The sequence below is a fragment of the Pseudomonas sp. BIC9C genome (assembly GCF_034541995.1).
GTDB classification, from domain to species: domain Bacteria; phylum Pseudomonadota; class Gammaproteobacteria; order Pseudomonadales; family Pseudomonadaceae; genus Aquipseudomonas; species Aquipseudomonas fluorescens_CC.
Genome location: NZ_JAWDGM010000001.1, coordinates 1,581,698 through 1,600,949 on the forward strand (window position 1 = coordinate 1,581,698; position 19,252 = coordinate 1,600,949).

18 protein-coding genes and 1 pseudogene are annotated in these 19,252 nt (G+C 58.9%); 7 read left to right on the forward strand and 12 right to left on the reverse strand.

What is annotated here, in order from left to right; all coding sequences use genetic code 11:
- Nucleotides 1-5: 5 nt before the first annotated feature.
- Both ribF and murJ read right to left on the reverse strand, forming a co-directional pair.
- Nucleotides 6-944, reverse strand: coding sequence for a bifunctional riboflavin kinase/FAD synthetase (gene ribF, locus RS887_RS07400; RefSeq protein ID WP_322614905.1), 939 nt, complete (start codon nt 942-944; stop codon nt 6-8).
- A gap of 129 nt (nt 945-1,073) precedes the next feature.
- Complete coding sequence (murJ, locus tag RS887_RS07405) at nt 1,074-2,612, reverse strand: murein biosynthesis integral membrane protein MurJ (protein WP_322614906.1); 1,539 nt, start codon at nt 2,610-2,612, stop codon at nt 1,074-1,076.
- A gap of 252 nt (nt 2,613-2,864) precedes the next feature.
- Here murJ and rpsT point away from each other — a divergent pair, with 252 nt between their 5' ends.
- The gene (gene rpsT / locus RS887_RS07410; RefSeq protein ID WP_007970922.1) at nt 2,865-3,143 is read left to right on the forward strand and encodes a 30S ribosomal protein S20; all 279 of its coding nucleotides are present in this window, start codon (nt 2,865-2,867) and stop codon (nt 3,141-3,143) included.
- 183 nt (nt 3,144-3,326) lie between these two features.
- Here the strand turns inward: rpsT and RS887_RS07415 are convergent, their stop codons facing one another.
- From RS887_RS07415 to rplU, 5 genes are all read right to left on the reverse strand, one after another.
- Nucleotides 3,327-3,791, reverse strand: coding sequence for a CreA family protein (locus RS887_RS07415; protein WP_046041772.1), 465 nt, complete (start codon nt 3,789-3,791; stop codon nt 3,327-3,329).
- 12 nt (nt 3,792-3,803) lie between these two features.
- Nucleotides 3,804-4,922, reverse strand: a complete 1,119-nt coding sequence (proB, locus tag RS887_RS07420; protein WP_322615272.1) for a glutamate 5-kinase — start codon at nt 4,920-4,922, stop codon at nt 3,804-3,806.
- Between the two features lie 137 nt (nt 4,923-5,059).
- Nucleotides 5,060-6,283 (reverse strand): Obg family GTPase CgtA, encoded by a 1,224-nt coding sequence (gene cgtA, locus RS887_RS07425; protein WP_008052064.1) that lies wholly within the window; start codon nt 6,281-6,283, stop codon nt 5,060-5,062.
- Between the two features lie 195 nt (nt 6,284-6,478).
- On the reverse strand, nt 6,479-6,736 hold the full coding sequence (gene rpmA / locus RS887_RS07430; RefSeq protein WP_003281574.1) for a 50S ribosomal protein L27: 258 nt from the start codon (nt 6,734-6,736) through the stop codon (nt 6,479-6,481).
- Nucleotides 6,737-6,771: 35 nt separating this feature from the next.
- Nucleotides 6,772-7,086: a 50S ribosomal protein L21 gene (gene rplU, locus RS887_RS07435; RefSeq protein ID WP_007950961.1), complete on the reverse strand. Its 315-nt coding sequence runs from the start codon at nt 7,084-7,086 to the stop codon at nt 6,772-6,774.
- A gap of 239 nt (nt 7,087-7,325) precedes the next feature.
- Between rplU and RS887_RS07440 the strand changes: the two genes are divergently transcribed.
- From RS887_RS07440 to RS887_RS07450, 3 genes are all read left to right on the forward strand, one after another.
- Nucleotides 7,326-8,294: a polyprenyl synthetase family protein gene (locus RS887_RS07440; RefSeq protein ID WP_322614907.1), complete on the forward strand. Its 969-nt coding sequence runs from the start codon at nt 7,326-7,328 to the stop codon at nt 8,292-8,294.
- 194 nt (nt 8,295-8,488) lie between these two features.
- On the forward strand, nt 8,489-8,830 hold the full coding sequence (locus tag RS887_RS07445; RefSeq protein ID WP_008028840.1) for a zinc ribbon domain-containing protein YjdM: 342 nt from the start codon (nt 8,489-8,491) through the stop codon (nt 8,828-8,830).
- Nucleotides 8,831-9,034: 204 nt separating this feature from the next.
- Nucleotides 9,035-9,292 carry a hypothetical protein gene (locus tag RS887_RS07450; protein ID WP_322614908.1) on the forward strand — a complete coding sequence of 86 codons (258 nt, stop codon included), beginning with the start codon at nt 9,035-9,037 and terminating at the stop codon, nt 9,290-9,292.
- A 138-nt stretch (nt 9,293-9,430) separates the two neighbouring features.
- Here the strand turns inward: RS887_RS07450 and RS887_RS07455 are convergent, their stop codons facing one another.
- From RS887_RS07455 to RS887_RS07465, 3 genes are all read right to left on the reverse strand, one after another.
- Nucleotides 9,431-10,048, reverse strand: coding sequence for an FKBP-type peptidyl-prolyl cis-trans isomerase (locus tag RS887_RS07455; protein WP_008022510.1), 618 nt, complete (start codon nt 10,046-10,048; stop codon nt 9,431-9,433).
- 121 nt (nt 10,049-10,169) lie between these two features.
- Nucleotides 10,170-10,460, reverse strand: a complete 291-nt coding sequence (locus RS887_RS07460) for a DUF6482 family protein (RefSeq protein ID WP_008022513.1) — start codon at nt 10,458-10,460, stop codon at nt 10,170-10,172.
- 136 nt (nt 10,461-10,596) lie between these two features.
- Entirely contained in the window at nt 10,597-11,085 is a 489-nt protein-coding gene (locus RS887_RS07465) for a TIGR00645 family protein (RefSeq protein WP_008022515.1), read from the reverse strand.
- A gap of 171 nt (nt 11,086-11,256) precedes the next feature.
- On the opposite strand from RS887_RS07465, the pseudogene RS887_RS07470 reads away from it, so the two are divergent.
- Nucleotides 11,257-13,085, forward strand: a pseudogene (locus RS887_RS07470) (hypothetical protein).
- Between the two features lie 6 nt (nt 13,086-13,091).
- On the opposite strand, the gene RS887_RS07475 reads toward RS887_RS07470, so the two are convergent.
- Nucleotides 13,092-13,433: a hypothetical protein gene (locus RS887_RS07475; protein WP_008052055.1), complete on the reverse strand. Its 342-nt coding sequence runs from the start codon at nt 13,431-13,433 to the stop codon at nt 13,092-13,094.
- A gap of 336 nt (nt 13,434-13,769) precedes the next feature.
- Nucleotides 13,770-16,208, reverse strand: coding sequence for a Lon protease family protein (locus RS887_RS07480; protein ID WP_322614909.1), 2,439 nt, complete (start codon nt 16,206-16,208; stop codon nt 13,770-13,772).
- Between the two features lie 277 nt (nt 16,209-16,485).
- Here RS887_RS07480 and RS887_RS07485 point away from each other — a divergent pair, with 277 nt between their 5' ends.
- Together RS887_RS07485 and RS887_RS07490 are read left to right on the forward strand one after the other, a co-directional pair.
- On the forward strand, nt 16,486-16,974 hold the full coding sequence (locus RS887_RS07485) for a DUF3015 domain-containing protein (protein ID WP_007970900.1): 489 nt from the start codon (nt 16,486-16,488) through the stop codon (nt 16,972-16,974).
- A gap of 232 nt (nt 16,975-17,206) precedes the next feature.
- Nucleotides 17,207-19,060, forward strand: coding sequence for a DUF4105 domain-containing protein (locus RS887_RS07490; protein ID WP_322614910.1), 1,854 nt, complete (start codon nt 17,207-17,209; stop codon nt 19,058-19,060).
- Nucleotides 19,061-19,252 lie beyond the last annotated feature (192 nt).

Sequence of the window (19,252 nt, forward strand, 5' to 3'; positions counted from 1 at the left end):
CTTCATTAGCGATGGGCGCTAGGTGCGGCTAGTGCACGGGCGGCGGCGACATCCGCGTTGATCGCCGTTTTCAGCGCCTCCAGAGAGGCGAAACGCTGCTCTTCACGCAGCTTGTGGTGGAAAACCACCGTTAAACGCCGGTCATACAGATCGCCGGCAAAATCTAAAAGATGCACTTCCAGGTGGGCTTTGCCATCACCTTGAACCGTGGGCCGCACGCCGATATTGGCGACGCCGGGCCAGGTCTTGCCGTCAATCTCGACATCCACCAGGTAAACCCCGGTGAACGGCACGCGACGACGCTTGAGTTGTATGTTGACGGTGGGCGTACCCAACTGCCGAGCGAGCTTCTGGCCATGCAATACGCGACCGGCGATCCGGTACGGCCGCCCGAGCAGGCGTTCGGCCAGGGCGAAATCCGCGGCGGCCAGGGCATTGCGGACCTGCGTGCTGCTGACCCGGATGCCATCGAGCTCGACGGTTTGCGCCGCTTCGACGGTAAACCCCTGAACGATGCCGGCCTGTTGCAGGAAATCGAAATCCCCCGCGCGGTCACAGCCGAAACGGAAGTCATCACCGACTTCCAGGTGCTGGACGCCAAGGCCATCCACCAGAATGGTATCGACGAACTCGCTGGCGCTGAGCTTGCTCAGGCGCTGGTTGAAAGCCAGGCACAGGACACGGTCGACGCCTTCGGCGGCCAACAATTGCAGCTTGTCCCGCAGACGGGCCAGACGGGCCGGTGCAGTCTCCGGAGCAAAGAACTCTCGCGGTTGCGGCTCGAAAATCACCACGCAACTGGGCACGCCCAACTCGAGCGCACGCTCACGCAGCCGCGCCAGGATAGCCTGGTGGCCACGGTGTACACCGTCAAAGTTGCCAATAGTGGCGACACATCCCCGATGCTGGGGGCGCAGATTGTGGAGGCCTCGAACCAGCTGCATAACGCGCTTCTTGCTCATAAAGTGGTCGATTATAACCACACCCGGCGGCCGACGACAGGCAACACCGTAACCCAAAGTGATCGAGCCGACAAAACCGCCGGCTCGCCCGTGTTTATCGAGGCCAGAACCTCAGCCCAGCGCCTTGCGATTGAAGTCGCGCAAACGGAAGCCCATCAACACTAACATGCCGAAATAAGCCACCACACCCGCCGCTACCAAAGCCCCCAGACGCAAGAAGCGTTCGAGCATATGCCCTTGATCCCAGGCCGGCATGAAATGCATTACCCCCAACAGTACCGCGGACATCACTGCCACCGCGACCACCAGCTTGAACGTGAACTTCGCCCAGCCCGGCTGCGGCTGGTACATCTGCTGCTTGCGCAGTTGATAGAACAGCAATCCGGCATTGAGGCAGGCGCCGGCACTGATCGCCAAGGCCAGGCCCGCGTGAGCCAGCGGCCCGATCAACACCAGGTTGAACAGCTGGGTCACCACCAGGGTGAAAATCGCAATCTTTACCGGTGTACGGATATTTTGTTGCGCATAAAAGCCAGGGGCCAGCACTTTGATCATGATAATCCCGAGCAACCCGACCGAGTAGGCGATCAAGGCACGCTGGGTCATCGCTGCATCGAACGCATTGAACTGGCCGTACTGGAACAGCGAAACCGTCAACGGCTCCGCCAGAATCCCCAATGCCAGCGAGCAAGGCAGCACCAATACGAAGCAGAGGCGCAATCCCCAATCGAGAATGCGCGAATACTCATGACGATCCTTGTTGGCGTAGGTCTTGGCCAGGGTCGGCAACAGAATCGTCCCCAGCGCCACGCCCAGCACGCCGGATGGCAGTTCCATCAATCGGTCGGCGTAATACATCCACGACACGGAGCCGGCAACCAGGAACGACGCGAAGATGGTATTGATGATCAGCGAAATCTGGCTCACCGAGACACCGAGGATTGCTGGCAGCATTTGCTTCATCACCCGCCAGACCCCCGTGTCGCGCAGGTTCAGGCGCGGCAGCACCAGCATGCCGATCTTTTTCAGGTGCGGCAGCTGATAGAGCAACTGCGCCAGGCCGCCGACCAGTACCGCCCAGCCAAGCGCCATGACGGGCGGATCGAAGTAAGGCGTCAAAAATACCGAAAAGATGATCATGCTGACGTTCAGCAGCGTCGGCACGAAGGCCGGCACCGAAAAGCGGTTCCAGGTATTGAGGATCGCACCGGCCAACGACGACAGGGAAATCAGCAGAATGTACGGAAAGGTCACCCGCAACAGGCTGGAGGTCAGCTCGAATTTTTCCGGGGTGTCGGTGAAACCCGGCGCAGTCACCCAGATGACCCACGGCGCGGCGATCATGCCCAATGCCGTGACCAGCGCCAGTACCAGCGTCAGCAGGCCCGAGACATAAGCGATGAAGGTTCGCGTCGCCTCTTCGCCCTTCTGGCTTTTGTATTCGGCAAGAATTGGCACGAACGCTTGGGAAAACGCCCCTTCGGCAAAGATCCGCCGCAGCAGATTGGGCAATTTGAAGGCGATAAAGAAGGCGTCGGTCGCCATTCCCGCACCAAATGCACGTGCGATGAGGGTGTCCCGAACAAATCCCAGAATCCGGGAAAGCATCGTGATAGAGCTGACGGCGGCCAACGATTTGAGCAGATTCATGGAAAGAGTTTGTGCCTGTCGATAAACAGCAGGCGAACTACGCGCCCACTTATGCGATACTCCGCGCCGCAACAGCACAGAGCCAAAGCTCGCGAGTTTACAGGTCAAGCGCCGGAAATAAATATCCCGCCTCTTTAGATCGACCACTCAGCGGAACGCATCAACCGCCCTTGACAACACATCAACTCATCGGCATGATTCGCGGCCTATTTTGTTTGCTATTTCCTAAAAAGTCTTTCGAGGAGCTCGACGGTGGCCAACTCACCTTCCGCCAAAAAACGTGCAAAACAGGCTGAGAAGCGTCGCAGCCACAACGCCAGCCTGCGTTCCATGGTTCGTACCTACATCAAGAATGTAGTTAAAGCCATCGACGCAAAAGACGCTGCCAAAGCTCAAGCCGCTTACGTTCTGGCTGTGCCAGTTATCGACCGTATGGCCGATAAAGGCATCATCCACAAGAACAAGGCCGCTCGTCATAAGAGCCGCCTGAATGGCCACGTCAAGGCCCTGAACGTTGCCGCTGCTGCCTAAGCGACCCGTTCATTAAAAAGCCGACCTCAGGGTCGGTTTTTTATTGCCTGTGATTTGATGAACGCAACACAAAAAATGTGGGAGCGGGCCTGCTCGCGAAGAGGGAGCATCAGTCAACACGCATGCCGCCTGATACACCGCCTTCGCGAGCAAGCCCGCTCCCACATTTCGTTTTGCGTAAGGCTACTGAGCGTGAGCCCACGGCAAGATCGGAATCGCCGTCACCGCATTCTGCGGACTGCCTTCGATCAAGCGATCGCTATACACCAGATACACCAGCGTATTGCGCTTCTTGTCGAGGAAGCGCACCACCTGCATGGTCTTGAACACCAGGGACGTGCGCTCCTTGAACACCTCGTCGCCATCCTTGAGCTCACCCTTGAAGCTGATAGGCCCGACCTGTCGGCAAGCGATAGACGCTTCGGCACGATCCTCGGCCAAACCAAGACCACCCTTCACCCCACCGGTCTTGGCGCGGGACAGATAGCAAGTCACACCGTCGACCTTGGGATCATCGAATGCCTCGACCACAATCCGGTCATTTGGCCCGACGAACTTGAACACCGTCGACACCTGACCGATCTCTTCGGCCGAAGCCAGCAGCGGCATCGCCATCAGCAACCCCAACAATCCTTTTGCCACGCGCATTCAGGTATTCCTTCAGACCAGAATCAGGTTATCGCGGTGAACCAGTTCCGGTTCCGCCATGTAACCCAACAGACCGACAATCGCCTCGGACGACTGACCGATGATTTTTTGCGCTTCCAGCGCACTGTAGTTGGCCAGGCCACGGGCAATCTCACGACCGTCCGGCGCCACGCAGACTACCATCTCACCGCGACGGAAGCTGCCCTGCACCAGCTTGACTCCGACCGGCAGCAAGCTCTTGTTGCCCTGGGACAAAGCGGTCACGGCACCCGCATCCAGCACCAGGGTGCCACGGGTTTGCAGATGACCAGCCAGCCACTGCTTGCGTGCCGCCAGCATGCCGCGCTCCGGCGAGAGCAAGGTGCCGATGCGCTCACCCGCCTTGAGGCGATCCAGTACACGCTCAATACGCCCGCCAACGATGATCGTGTGAGCGCCGGAACGAGCCGCCAGGCGCGCAGCACGCAATTTGGTCTGCATGCCACCACGCCCCAGCGCACCACCGGTGCCACCCGCCACCGCGTCAAGCGCCGGATCATCGGCACGCGCTTCGTAAATCAGCTGGGCATTCGGATTGTTGCGCGGATCAGCGTCGAACATGCCATCACGATCCGTGAGGATCACCAGCAAATCCGCCTCGACCAGGTTCGCCACCAACGCCGCCAGGGTGTCGTTGTCGCCAAAACGGATTTCGTCAGTGACTACAGTGTCGTTCTCGTTGATCACCGGGATGACTTTGAGCTCGACCAGCGCACGCAAGGTACTGCGGGCATTCAGGTAGCGTTTGCGATCGGACAGGTCGTCATGGGTCAGGAGAATCTGTGCGGTATGCCGGCCATGCACGGCAAAGCTCGACTCCCAGGCCTGCACCAGCCCCATCTGGCCGATTGCAGCAGCAGCCTGAAGCTCGTGCATCGCACTGGGTCGCGAGGTCCAGCCCAAACGGCTCATACCGGCCGCCACCGCCCCGGAGGACACCAGCACCAGCTCGACACCCGCCTCATGCAAGGCCACCATCTGCTCAACCCAGACACCCATTGCCGCGCGATCCAGGCCCTTGCCGTCCGCCGTCAGCAAAGCGCTGCCGATCTTCACGACCCAACGCTGCGCACCTGTCACCTTGCTCCGCATCATCTTCAACCTTAGCTTGAGGGCAGCACGACCTAGCACTGCCCGTGACATTATTCGTGGTTATTCGTGACCAACGATCGATTTCCAGATACCAAAACGCCGCTCGATTGAGCGGCGCTTAAGTTTATCGCAACGAATCAGTCACGCACGTAAATGATTTCCGGACCGTCTTCGTCATCCACATCTTCTTCGTCCCAATCATCGTCGCCGATGTCATGGACCGACTTCACGCCGCTGCGACGCAGGGCACGCTTGTCATCCAGCGCCTGCAGTTGCGCGCGAGCTTCGTCTTCGATGCGCTGATCGAGATCGGCCAGCTCTTCCTTGTAGGCCGGGTCATTGGCCAGGCGATCAGCACGGTCTTCCATGTAACGCATGATGTCGTGGCACAGACGCTCGGTGCCGAGCTTGGAGATGGCCGAGATCACGTAGACCGGACCAGTCCACTCCAGGCGATCAACGATTTCCTTGACGCGAGCATCGTGCTCTTCATCAAGGATCTGGTCGCACTTGTTCAGGACCAGCCAGCGATCACGCTCCGCCAGGGACGGGCTGAACTTGATCAGCTCGTTGACGATCACTTCAGCGGCATCCGGTGCGCTGGCGTCATCCAGCGGCGCCATGTCTACGAGGTGCAAAAGCAGACGAGTACGCGCCAAGTGCTTGAGGAAGCGAATGCCCAGACCAGCACCTTCGGAAGCGCCTTCGATCAAACCCGGAATATCGGCAATGACGAAGCTCTTCCAGCGATCGACGCTGACCACACCCAGGTTCGGCACCAGCGTGGTGAACGGGTAGTCGGCAACTTTCGGCTTGGCAGCTGAAACCGAACGGATAAAGGTACTTTTACCGGCGTTTGGCAAGCCCAGCAGACCGACGTCAGCCAGCACTTTCATTTCCAGCTTCAGGTCGCGCTGCTCACCCGGCTTGCCCGGAGTGGTCTGGCGCGGCGCCCGGTTGGTACTGGATTTGAAACGAGTGTTGCCCAGACCGTGCCAGCCGCCCTGCACTACCATCAATTTCTGACCAGCCTTGGTCAGGTCGCCGATAACTTCCTGAGTCGCGGAGTCGATCACCGTGGTGCCGACCGGAACGCGCAGGATCAGGTCCTCACCCTTCTTGCCGGTGCAATCGGTGCTGCCACCGTTGGAGCCACGCTCGGCATCGAAGTGCCGGGTGTAACGGTAGTCCACCAAGGTGTTGAGGTTTTCGTCGGCCATCATGTAGATGGAACCGCCGTCACCGCCATCACCGCCGTTCGGACCACCGTTCTCGATAAATTTTTCCCGACGGAAACTCATGGCGCCATTGCCACCGTCACCAGCCTTTACGCGAATCGATACTTCATCAACAAACTTCATAACAAACGCCTCTCGCCATACGGACGAGCCGAAAAACAATCAAGACATAAGACTCTTGCAAAAATGAGCGCAGCGACCCCAAACCACGATACCTACATCGTACGCCGACAGCCCATACAAACAGCTTTGCAAGAGACTCACCCCACAAACGAAAAAGCCCCGTCGCGAGACAGGGCTTTTCCAGCGATCGCGCAATTAAGCTGCGACTACGCTCACGTAACGACGACCGAAGGCGCCTTTTACTTCGAACTTGATCACGCCTTCGACTTTAGCGAAGAGGGTGTGATCTTTACCCATGCCAACGCCGTAGCCAGCGTGGAATTGGGTGCCGCGCTGACGCACGATGATGTTGCCTGCCTTGATAGCCTGGCCGCCATACATCTTCACGCCAAGGCGTTTGGCTTCTGAGTCGCGACCGTTACGGGTACTACCACCAGCTTTTTTGTGTGCCATGAGTTCAATTCTCCTAGTGAGGAATTAGGCTGAAATTAAGCCTGAATACCGGTGATTTTGATCTCGGTGTACCACTGGCGGTGGCCCATACGCTTCATGTGGTGCTTACGGCGACGGAACTTGATGATGCGGACTTTATCGTGACGACCTTGGGAGATCACTTCAGCCACAACGGTAGCGCCAGCAACAACTGGAGCGCCGATATTCACGTCGTCACCGTTGGCAACCAACAGAACGCGATCAAAGGTAACGGATTCGCCGGTAGCGACTTCCAGTTTTTCGATCTTCAGGTATTCACCTGGGGCGACTTTGTACTGCTTGCCGCCAGTAACGATTACTGCATAAGACATGGTATTTCTCCGATAATCCTGCTCACCCAGCTCTTTATAAGAAGAGGTATTGGCTGGCATGGCTGCATGGGGCTGGAGGCCCGCTTGCAATTGCGTAAGGCAGGTGCTGCCCAGGAAGTTCAGGGTGCGCGATTGTACGCAAGCCACGCCGGCCTTGCAAGGGGCCGTCCATCGCGCCTTGACACCTGCAGGCGTGGGTCCTAGCATGCCGCGCAACCCTTCTGGAGCAACTGTCGCTGATGCAACCCCAAGCTTTCTACCGCGCGGTGGCGGACGATTTTAGCGCCGTCGACGGCATCATCAAGAAGCAGCTGACTTCCCGAGTGCCGCTGGTATCGAAAATCGGCGATTACATCACCTCGGCCGGTGGCAAACGCCTGCGTCCTTTATTGGTGTTGCTGTGTGGCAAGGCCCTGGGCCGTGAAGGTGACGACCTGCGCCTGCTGGCCGCCACCATCGAGTTCCTGTACACCGCTACCCTGCTGCATGACGACGTGGTCGACATGTCCGGCATGCGCCGTGGCCGCTCGACCGCCAACGCCATGTGGGGCAACGCGCCAAGCGTGCTGGTCGGTGATTTCCTGTATTCGCGCTCCTTCGAAATGATGGTCGAGCTGGGCTCCATGCCAGTGATGAAGATCCTTTCGCAAGCCACGCGCATCATCGCCGAAGGCGAAGTGTTGCAGCTGTCGAAGGTGCGTGACGCCAGCACCACCGAAGAAACCTACATGGAGGTCATCCGCGGCAAGACCGCGATGCTCTTCGAGGCCTCGACCCACAGTGCTGCCGCCCTGTGCGAAGCCACGCCGGAACAGGCCGAAGCCCTGCGTACATTCGGTGATCACCTGGGGGTAGCCTTCCAGTTGGTCGACGACCTGCTTGATTACAAGGGCGACGCCGAAACCCTGGGCAAGAACGTCGGTGACGATCTGGCCGAAGGCAAGCCGACCCTGCCGCTGATCTACACCATGCGTGAAGGTACGCCGGAGCAGGCCGCCCTGGTACGCAAGGCGATCCAGAAAGGCGGAATCGAAGACCTGGAAAGCATCCGCGCAGCCGTGGAAGCCTCGGGTTCGCTGGAGTACACCGCGCAACTGGCCCGAGATTATGTGGCCCGCGCGATCAAGTGCCTCGAAGCGCTGCCTGCCAGCGAGTACCGCGATGCGCTGGTTGAATTGAGCGAATTTGCGGTAGCCCGCACGCACTGATTCGCCTCTGTACTGTAGGAGCGAGCTTGCTCGCGATGAACTCAAAGACGCCGCGTTCATTCAGAATGCACGCGTTAGCGTTGACATTCTTCGCGAGCAAGCTCGCTCCTACAGGTTTCCGGCACTACCCCCTCTCCCGCCTAAAACCCTATACAATGTGCGCTTTTTAGCGATCCTGAATCCAAGGAGCCTTAGTGAGCACGCTGCCACCCTGCCCAAAATGCAATTCCGAATACACCTATGAAGACGGCGCCCAGCTGATCTGCCCCGAGTGCGCCCACGAATGGTCTGCCAGCGGTGAAGCCGAAGCGGCGTCCGATGACGCAGTGAAAAAGGATTCGGTCGGCAATGTCCTGCAGGACGGCGATACCATCACCGTGATCAAGGACCTCAAGGTCAAGGGTACGTCTTTGGTGGTCAAGGTCGGCACCAAGGTCAAGAACATCCGCCTGTGCGATGGCGATCACGACATCGATTGCAAGATCGACGGCATTGGCCCGATGAAACTCAAGTCCGAGTTCGTCAGGAAAGTCTGAACCTGCTGTCCTCCATCCCGTGCCCGGCGCGGGATGGCGCCTCACCCTCCCCTGCTTCGCCCAGCAAACCCTTCCAATAGCCAAACCCCAGTCGTTTTGACCTGACGCAATCTTTACCTGGAAAAAAGCGCAAACCGCCAATAGGCGCTTGCTATTTTGCGAATAGGAATTATTCTCATAAAACCCTCAGTGGAGATGAGAACCATGACTTATTTGATCGATGCCTGGCTGGACCGCCCACACCCTTACCTCAGGATCCTGCACCGGGAAACCGGGGAAGTCTGTGCCGTACTGGAAGAGGAAGCCTTGAACGAGCTGCAGGATCAGGGTGATCTGGATCTCAATGGCTTGAGTTCCAGCGAGCCGGTGGTGCTCAAGGAAGTGGTGCGTAACCTGTTTCTGTTCTGCTATGCCCGGGCGTTGCGCCCGACGCACGATCTGAACCATAAGATCGAAATATGAAAAACGCTGCAAAACTTTGTAGGAGCGAGCTTGCTCGCAAAGAACTCAAACACACCGCGTTCATTCAGGATGGCCGCGTTATCGTTGACGCCCATCGCGAGCAAGCTCGCTCCTACAAGTACAGGTAATCAGCGGGTCTTACAGAACGTCGAGCAGTTCGACGTCGAACACCAGTACGCTGTGCGGCGGGATGCTGCCAACGCCTTGAGCGCCGTAAGCCAGTTCGCTCGGCACGTACAGGCGCCATTTGCTGCCGGCGTTCATCAGTTGCAGCGCTTCGGTCCAGCCAGCGATCACACCACCAACCGGGAACTCTGCAGGCTGGCCGCGCTCGTAGGAGCTGTCGAACACCGTGCCGTCGATCAGGGTGCCGTGGTAGTGAGTACGCACGGAGTCTTCACGGGATGGCTTGGCGCCTTCGCCAGCGGTCAGAACTTCGAACTGCAGGCCGGAAGCCAGAGTGGTGATGCCTTCACGCTTGGCGTTTTCAGCCAGGAAAGCCAGGCCTTCGCCAGCAGCCGCTTCAGCCTTGGCTGCAGCTTCGGCCTGCATGATTTCGCGGATGACTTTGAAGCTGGCGGACATTTCTTCCTGACCCACGCGGCTTGGCTTACCGGCGAATGCGTCGGTCAGACCTGCCAGGATCGCGTCCAGGCTTACGCCCGGTGGCGGGTTGTCGCGCAGTTGGTCGCCCAGCTGACGGCCAATACCGTAGCTGACGCGGGTTTCGTCGGTGGACAGATTTACTTCGGACATGACACTGCTCCGCTGTGCGGACGGCTCGGGAACTTGCCATGCGTGCACAGCGCGTCCCGGAGCGCCCGGAACCAAAAGGGCCAGCAGACTAGCACAGATGTCATGTCATTGATGAGGGACGTCAGGCGATCGGCACCTTCAGGTTTTCCTCAACATCGGCAACCAGCCCGCACATCTCGTCATGCACGACCGTGTGCACAAGGTTGAAATGCAGCTTGGGAAAGGAGCGCAACACATCACGGGCATGCTCCACCGAGCGCAGGCTCATCATATGGCCGTGCGTATCGCTCAGGGGGTACGCCGCGCCATGCATCCTTGCTTCCAGCAGGTAGATGCCACCCTCCATGGAGATCAGGTTCAGCTCATCGACCTTCCCGGCGACGGCATACGCATTCAACTCATGCAGGGTCATGAACGTACCTCACGCAGTGGCGAGCCAACATACTTACAGGGATAGGCCTCGGCGCATCAAAGCACAAGCCACAAACGACGCCGCCCGTCTGTTTTGCAACAGACGGGCGGCGTGTTTCATGGGGGCCAGCAATGGATCAGTGCTTGGTGACTTTGTCCAGGTAACCCATGGCGAATGCCGAGACCACGAAAGTCATGTGGATGATCACGTACCACTGCAGATGCTCAGGATCGACGTTCTTGGCGTCCATGAAGATGCGCAACAGGTGAATGGACGAGATCGCCACGATCGACGCAGCCACCTTCATTTTCAGCGACGAAGAGTCCATGGTGCCCAGCCAGTTGAGCTTTTCCTTGGAGTCATCGATGTCCAGTTGCGAGACGAAGTTCTCGTAGCCGGAAATCATCACCATCACCAGCAATCCGCCCACCAGCGCCATGTCGATCAGCGACAGCAGCACCAGGATCAAGTCCGATTCGGCCATCGAAAACACATTCGGGATGACATGGGAGACTTCCTGGAAGAATTTCAGTGCCAGTGCCAACAGCCCCAGGGACAGCCCGAAATAGATCGGTGCCAGCAGCCAGCGCGAGGCGTACATTGTATTTTCGATAAAGCGTTCCATTGAATCTCACACGTTGGATTGAAAATGGCCGCGAGTATACCAGCCGCCCGTCTATACCCAGAAGCAACCGGAAACCGTCGAAAAATCCGCGACCTGCGCCTGTGTATCAAGGTTTTTCTGCTAGTGTCCAAATCATCGACTGCTCAGTGATGTCGGACAGGAAGACTGGAAATGGATGTGCGATTGCCTTTGACGAGTGCCGGTATTTGCCTGGCGCTGCTGCTAAGTGGCTGCCCACCCAGCGATGAAAAACGCCAGGTCAGCCTCGAAGAAAAAACCGCGCAGTTCGAAAAGTCGCTGGACGCCATCCAGGATCCGAAACTCAAGGATGCCGTGTCGGAGCTGGGCGGCTCACTGCTGCTGCTCGAGCGCGCCCGACTCAAGCTCGACAGTAAACCGGTGGAAACCGAATACGGCGAAGACGCCCTCGCCATGCTCAAGCACTACCCGACCCCACAGGCCTTGGTCGACACCTACATCAACGGGTTGTTCGTGCTGCAAAAGGACTCCGGTTCCGACTACCTGACCGATTTGCAACCGGTGTTCCCGTTCACGTTCAGCGTTCCTGCCGCGTTTTTGTTTCCCCATGGCCTGGAATGGCAGTCGGTTACCCTGAGCAATAAACGAGTGATTCCATTCCAGCCGGAATGGTCGGAAACCGACCCCGGCATTCAACTCAGCCCGTCGAGCTCCAACCTGACCAACCCCGATGACCTGACCGTGGCCTACCCTTCATCGAAGGCCTCGACATCGACAGAAAGCAGCAACCGCAACCGGTGAGCCTGCAAGGCAAAGTCGAAGTCATCGCGCCACGCCGCCTCTACAGCTTCGACCTGACGAAAAAGGACGCAGGCCAGACTCGCACCAATGACAACCTGAGCGTCACCCTGCTCACATTGACGAACAACTACGCGGAAATCGAATACAACAACAGCGCACCGCCGGCCCCCGAAGTCAGTGAAACACCGCTGAACCCGCTGATCGTCCAGGCCAGGGACAGCACCGGGCAATTCATCACGCGCGCCGGCTCAATCAACGAAACCGCGGTACAAATTGCCTTCTATCAGCAGCAGCTGGCCAAGATGCAGCAGCAAAAGAGCTGGAGCGAGGCCCTGGAAAAACAGCTCGACGATGAACAACGCAATTTTGAGAAACAGCAGGCTCGACATTATTCGAAGGTGTACTTCAACGGGACAATCGAAACCCTCGAAGTCAGCATGCTGGATTTTTCCGCCGTCACAGTCACCCGAAAGGACCTCGACCTGCCGATCCGGCGCTTTGATGCCATTACCACGGACAAGACCATCCAGCCCTTGAACCTGCCCGTGGTGGTCTATGACGACCAGGCGGCGAGCTGGCTGAAAGGGGCAACGCTGACTGAGGATCAACTGAAAAAGAACGTCAGCATCAGTCAGTCGGTCGACGACCCCAGTGCTGCGCGAATCGAATTCACTCATCTGCGCAGCTTCAACGATGAACTGCTTGGCACATCGTTCAATCCCGGTGAAAGCCCGGTGAGTTTCTTCACCGAAGACGCTCGCGGCAATCGCGACGAGCCGATCGAACTGCCGTCTGAGGCGTACCAGATCGATCCCCTGCGCGGCACCATCACTTACGATCTGAATCTGTTTCCGCAAACGCCGGCCTATGCAGTGGGCTCGATGCCGTTGTTCCTGGCCACGGTCGACAAAAAAACCGTGGAGGCCCGTCAACTGCCCAAAGGCCTCGGACTCAAAGACAATGCACTGGTGGTGGATCTAAAGGCATTTCCCGCCCAGGACTGGCGCTTTTTCGCCAAGGACGACAGCGGTAACTACTTGAAGGAGATTCTATCGGTCAGCCATGGCGCGAGCGCACAAGGTCCGGCGCAGTTTGCCGTGCATTACTTCTACGGGCAGCCTGCGCGCCTGGAAACCTATCAGCGCACTGACCTCGCCACCGTGCAATATGGTTTCGAGGTCAGACTCGACAAGGCCGACATGACGCGCCTTGATCAATAGTGCGACTCAGTGCTCGGGGTGAAACTCGAAGCCGCCCATGTTTCGGCAGCGACCACCATTGATTTCCCGCAGTTGGGCTTGCAAGTGCAGGCACCAGATTTGCGGATCGTCGGCCAATTCGTAGCCGTGCAAAGTCAGGCTTTCAACAATGGTGTCGAGGATTGATTCAGCGACGAATGGGCCATGAAACGGGCCTTGGGCCTTGATGGCCGAAGGCTGTTCGCCGGCCATTCCGGCGGCGAACAGCAGAGTCCACATGCCCGTATCTCCCGCCAATGGACGGATGGCACACTCGATACGGGTTACAAGGCCCAGGCATTGACGGGTGAGGCAGAGGTTGCGCGACATGGCGGCGACCCTCGGTAGATCCGGTATTCAGCCCCCTCGGGAAGGCTGTTTCGATCCTGTGATGACTCTCGATATCCCTGAGCAGAGAATAGAAGAAAAGTCTGGCTTGCAGGCCGGGCGAGACCGAAAGGCGCCGAATGGTCATAGTGTGAATATTGACGTCATTTCGACGACGCTTTTGGGGTGATCCATACATAAAATGTAGGAGCGAGCCTGCTCGCGAAGGCGGACCTTCAGTCAACACATGGGTTGAATGTCAGTCCCTCATCGCGAGCAGGTCGGATCGCCGCACCGTCGCTCCCACAGTAGAGCGGTGTGAATGACTTCAAGTGCGCATCACGCTGGTTTTGTTTCCGCCAACGCCTCTTGCGCCAACTCCTTCTCGGCTTCTTTCAGATCATCTTCGCTGATCATTTCCGCGATAACCCGCAGGCGCTCCACGACCCGCGCGTTCACGCTGCCTTCAGGGAATTCGCCATTCTCGTCCGGCTCGCCGGCCGGCTCGCCGACCAGCAAACTCAAGGCTTCGTCGGCCTGACGGACCGCGTAGACATGGAACTGCCCCGCACGCACCGCCGCCAGCACCTTCTCGTCGAGCATCAGCGTGGCGACGTTGGCGTGAGGAATGATTGCCCCCTGCTCGCCGGTCAACCCACGGGCTTCGCACAGACGGAAGAAGCCCTCGATCTTCTCGTTGACTCCGCCGACCGCCTGCACTTCGCCGAACTGGTTGATCGAACCGGTGATGGCAAAACACTGCTTGAGCGGGGTCTTCGACAAGGCCGAGATCAGGGTGCAGGCCTCGCCCAGGGAAGCACTGTCGCCATCGACATAACCGTAGGATTGCTCCAGGGCGATGCTCGCCGAAATCGCCAGCGGAAACTCCTGGGCGTAACGGCTACCCAGATAACCGGTAAGGATCATCACGCCTTTGGAGTGGATCGGCTGGCCGAGGTTGACCTCGCGCTCGATGTCGACGATGCCGCTGCCACCCGGGTACACCGTGGCGGAAATCCGTGCCGGTATACCAAAGGCCGAGTCACCGACTTCCAGCACGGTCAAACCGTTGCACTTGCCGACCGCCGCGCCAGCGGTATCGATCAGGATGATCCCGGCCAGCATGTCGTCAAGAATCCGCGCAGAAACCCGCCCGGTCCGAGTGGCCTTGGCCTTGAGCGCGCGCTCGATATGCCCCGCGTCGGTCATTTCATCGCTGGCCAGATGGCGGATGAAGTCCGCCTCGCTGACCAGTTGGAACAAGTCACCAATACGCGCCGACAGGCGCCCCTGGTGCTCGGCCAGACGGGCACTGTAAGTCGCCAGGCGCGCCACCGCATCGGCGGTCAGCGGTGCCATGCCTTCTTCGGAAGTACGGGTTTTGAGCAGCTGGGCGAACTGCTCCAGGCTCTCGTCGACCATCGGGATGTCTTCGTCGAAGTCCACCAGGACGCGGAACATCTCCTGGAAGTCCGGATCAAGGTCTTGCAGCGTGTAATACAGCTGACGGGCACCGATGATGACGACTTTGACCTGCAACGGAATGTGTTGCGGCGTCAGGGTAACGGTCGCAAAACGGCCCATCTCGCCCAGTGGCGATTCCATTTTCAGCTTGCGCGATTGCAGGGCGCGTTTCAGCGCATCCCACACGAATGGCTCGCTGAGCATCTTGTCCGCTTCAAGGATCAGGAACCCACCGTTGGCCCGGTGCAAGGCCCCCGGCCGCAGCTGACGGTAGGTGGTATACAGCGCGCCCTGGTCGGTGCTGTATTCGATACGGCCGAAGAGGTTTTCGTAGGTCGGGTGCGGCTCGAACACCACGGGCGCACCGCCGCTGGCCGAGTGACCGACCACCAAGCTCGGCGCGCATTGTTCTTCCAGCAACTTGCGGGCGACAGCGTCAGTCTTGCTGTCGTCCACCAGTTGCTCGACCACGGTCTTGAGCAAATACACCTGCATGGCTTGCAGATAACCGCAAACCGCCGCGTTCTCGGCGTACTTCTCCGACAATGGCGACAACAATGGCTGCAAGGCCAGGGTGATGGTTTCTTCGTTCAGATGACGCAACTGGTTGCTCGACTCACGCTTCCATTGCGGCAGGCTGGCGAGCTCCTCGTTCAGGCGCTCCTCCAGGGCCGAAATATCCTCGTGAAAGCGCTCGCGCTCGGCTTCCGGCAACTGGGCGAATTCAGCTTCGTCCAGCGCCTTGCCGTCGCTCATCGGGGTGAAGGCGATATTGCTGGCGTCGCGGTACAGCGCGACCTCCTTTTCCAGCGCCAGACGCTCGATGACGTCCAGAGCCTTGTCGTAGCGCTGATTGAAGGCGCGGTCGATGCTGCTTTTCTTCTGCTGGTAGGACGGATGCTCGAAAACTGCCGGAAACGTCGCCAGCAGGTTGTCGATCAAACCGTTGATATCACCGATGAAGGCGCCAGCGCTGCCCGACGGCAGCTCCAGTGCGCGCGGCTCGCGAGGCTCATCGAAATTGTTGACGTAGACCCAGTCCGCCGGGGTCTGCAGGCGCTTGCCTTCGGCCTTGAGGTAGCGTTTGACGAACGAAAACCGGCCAGTGCCAGGCTCGCCCATGACGAATACGTTGTAACCGGGGCGTGGCATGGCCACACCGAACTGCAAGGCTTCGACCGCACGTTCCTGGCCAAGCACACCGCGAAAGGGCTCCAGATCATTGGTGGTAGAGAAGCTGAACTGTTCAGCGGAAAACGGACGGGTCAGCGCTTCGGGCGCTAGACGCAAGCTGGCAGCAACAGGATCAGGCATCGGGCTTCCTTAACAATCAGGCGGGGCAGATGGCAGCATTCTGGCGCCGCCCATGCCCGACTGGCAAGGAGCGCCGTTGGCCGGAGCATCGTCAATCCGCCAACCCCAGGCGGGCCGGGCTTTCGCCGCCGTTTCCCAGGAATGTTTTGCAAAAAATCACGGAGCCCCGTGATCGTGCCTAAACTCCAGACTGCGCGGCTGGACTAATGACCGGCCCACTGGCACCAGACGGGCCAGACCCCTTGTCCATTGGTAGGCACCTAAAGAGAACAAAGCTATGAAACGGATTCTTCTCGGTACTCTCTTCACCGCTGTATCCATCAACGCCATGGCTCAGGCGCCAGGTGGCCCGGATTGCGGTTGGGGCAACATGCTGTTCGAAGGTCAGCGTGGTACTCCGGCTCACTTCCTGGCATCCACCACCAACGGCACCTCCGGCAACGCAACCTTCGGCATGACCTCCGGCACCAACGGTTGCGCGACCAATGCATCGCTGACCTATGGCGGCAAATCCTGGTTTGCCATGAATGGCATGATGAACGAGCTGTCCGAAGACATGGCCAAAGGTCAGGGAGAAGCGCTGACCACCTATGCCGTGGTACTGGGCGTGGCGCCGGAAGACCGTGCGCATTTCGCCGCCGTCACTCACGAGCACTTCCAGCAGATCTTCAGCAAGGCTGACGTGACTGCCGAAGACGTGCATACCAACACCCTGGCCGTGCTCAAGGCCGACCCTCGTCTGGCCAAGTACGCGACTCAAGCCTAAGCTCGACCTGCCCCGCTTCTTTCGGGAAGCGGGTTTTGTTTTTTGGACCTGCCCCTCCTCGGGTAATGTCGCTGACTGTAGGAGCTGGCTTGCCAGCGATGGTTTCAAAGGCGCTGTGTTTATCCAGTAGACACGCGTTATCGTTAACGACCATCGCTGGCAAGCCAGCTCCTACAGGTAAACGGCATCCACCTCGTTGGGTCTTCATTTTTTCCTGTTTAAGTTGCCACCTATGCTCAAACGCCTTGCCTGGCTGGCGCTGTGTGTCTGCGCCCCGCTGTTCGCCGCGCCTCACATCGACCCACAACGTTTGCAGCAACTGGCCAACGACCCTTTCTGGATATCCCTGGGCCATTACGAAACCGCCAAGCTCGGCGGCTGGCGCAGCTATGTCAGCGACAGGGAATTCTTCCTCGCCGCTGACGGCAATGAACACCCGGACCATGAATTGGCGGCGACGGTACAAGCCTTGTATGCCCCGGCCAGTGCCGGTGAAACACACGCTCAATGCGTCTACCCGGCCCGCACCCGCTGGCTGAAAGAACAGCTCGGCCTGACCGGCCTGCCGACGCCGGATTGCGCCGGGTTCAGGCAATGGTTCAAGGACGTCTCACCGGACAGTGCGGTGATGATCTTCCCGGCAGCCTATCTGAACAGCCCATCCTCGATGTTTGGCCACACCCTGCTGCGCATCGATCAGGCCGAAGTGAAAAGCGACAAGACGTCGCTGCTCAGTTACGCGATCAACTTCGGCGCCTACATCGAGGGCTCGGACAACAGCATCCTCTATGCCTGGAAAGGCCTGATGGGCGGTTACCCCGGCTTGTTCGCAATGGTGCCCTACCAGGAAAAACTCTCGGAATACCGCAGCCTGGAAAACCGCGACCTGTGGGAATACCGGCTGAACCTGACCCGACAGGAAACCGCACGCATGGTCGAGCACGTCTGGGAGCTGAAGCAGATCAAGTTCGACTATTTCTTCTTCGACGAAAACTGCTCATACCGTTTACTGGAACTGCTGCAAGTGGCCCGCCCGAGCTTGCGCCTGACCGGGCAATTCCCGCTCACGGCCATCCCGACCGACACCGTCAAAGCCGTGAAGAATGCCGGGCTGGTGGAGTCCATCCAGTATCGTCCGTCCCGGGAGCGCGAGTTGCTCAGTCGCGCCGAGCCGCTGAACCCTGAAGAGCAGCAATGGGTGTTGAAAGTCAGCGCCGATCAGAACCGATTGCAGGACCCGGCGTTCAAGGCACAACCCCGCGAGCGCCAGGCGCTGATCATTGATGCGGCCTATCGACTGGAGCGTTACCGCGCCAATGGCCAGGAACGCGACCCGGCGCGTGCCCAGCGCAGTTTCGAACTGCTGCGGGCAATCAACCAGAACCCGGCGCCGGAGCTGGAAATCGCGCAACCCGGCCTGCCTGAAGACGGTCACGAGTCCCGTACCTGGCAGCTCGGCCTCGGCACCCGGGGTGACAGAGCCTTTGGCGAGTACGGCTTGCGCATGGCTTATCACGACCTCGATGACAACAGCGAAAGCTTTCCACTGGGCGCGCAGATCGAAATCCTGCAATTGAAACTGCGCCAGTACGAAGGCAATGACTGGCAAGTACAGCAACTGGACCTGGCGACCATTCGCTCCCTGACCCCGCGTAACCAATTGCTGCAACCACTGTCATGGCAAGTCACCGGTGGCCTGGAGCGGGTGCCGGGCAAGCACAATGACCAAACCCTGGTCAGCCACGTCAACGGCGGTGGCGGTGGGACCTGGCAACTGGGCGATGACCTGCTCGGATTTGCCCTGGGCACTGTGCGTATCGAACACAACAATGACTTCGCCGCCTTCATCGCGCCGGCCGCTGGCTTCAACAGTGGTGTGCTGTGGCAAAACCCGGTGGGCAACCTGAGTCTGGAAGCCAAGGGTGATTTCTTCACCAATGGCGAAGTGCGTCGTAACCTGAGCCTGAATCAGCAATGGGAAATATCCCGCAATCTCGGACTGCGCTTGAGTGCCCGGCGCGAGTTCAGCCATTTGGCGACGCCCGAGAATGAAGTGATGCTTGAGCTGAAGTGGTATCACTACTGACCTGATACACACCACCGCCCCCTGTGGGAGCGGGCTTGCTCGCGAAAGCGGTGTGTCAGTCAGCACCTCTGCTGAATGACAGATGGCTTTCGCGAGCAAGCCCGCTCCCACAGGGGGGATGCGGGTTTGAATGATTTTTCACCGCCCTGGCACACCGTCCTGACGAGCCTGCTTCTAGACTTTCCTTATGGG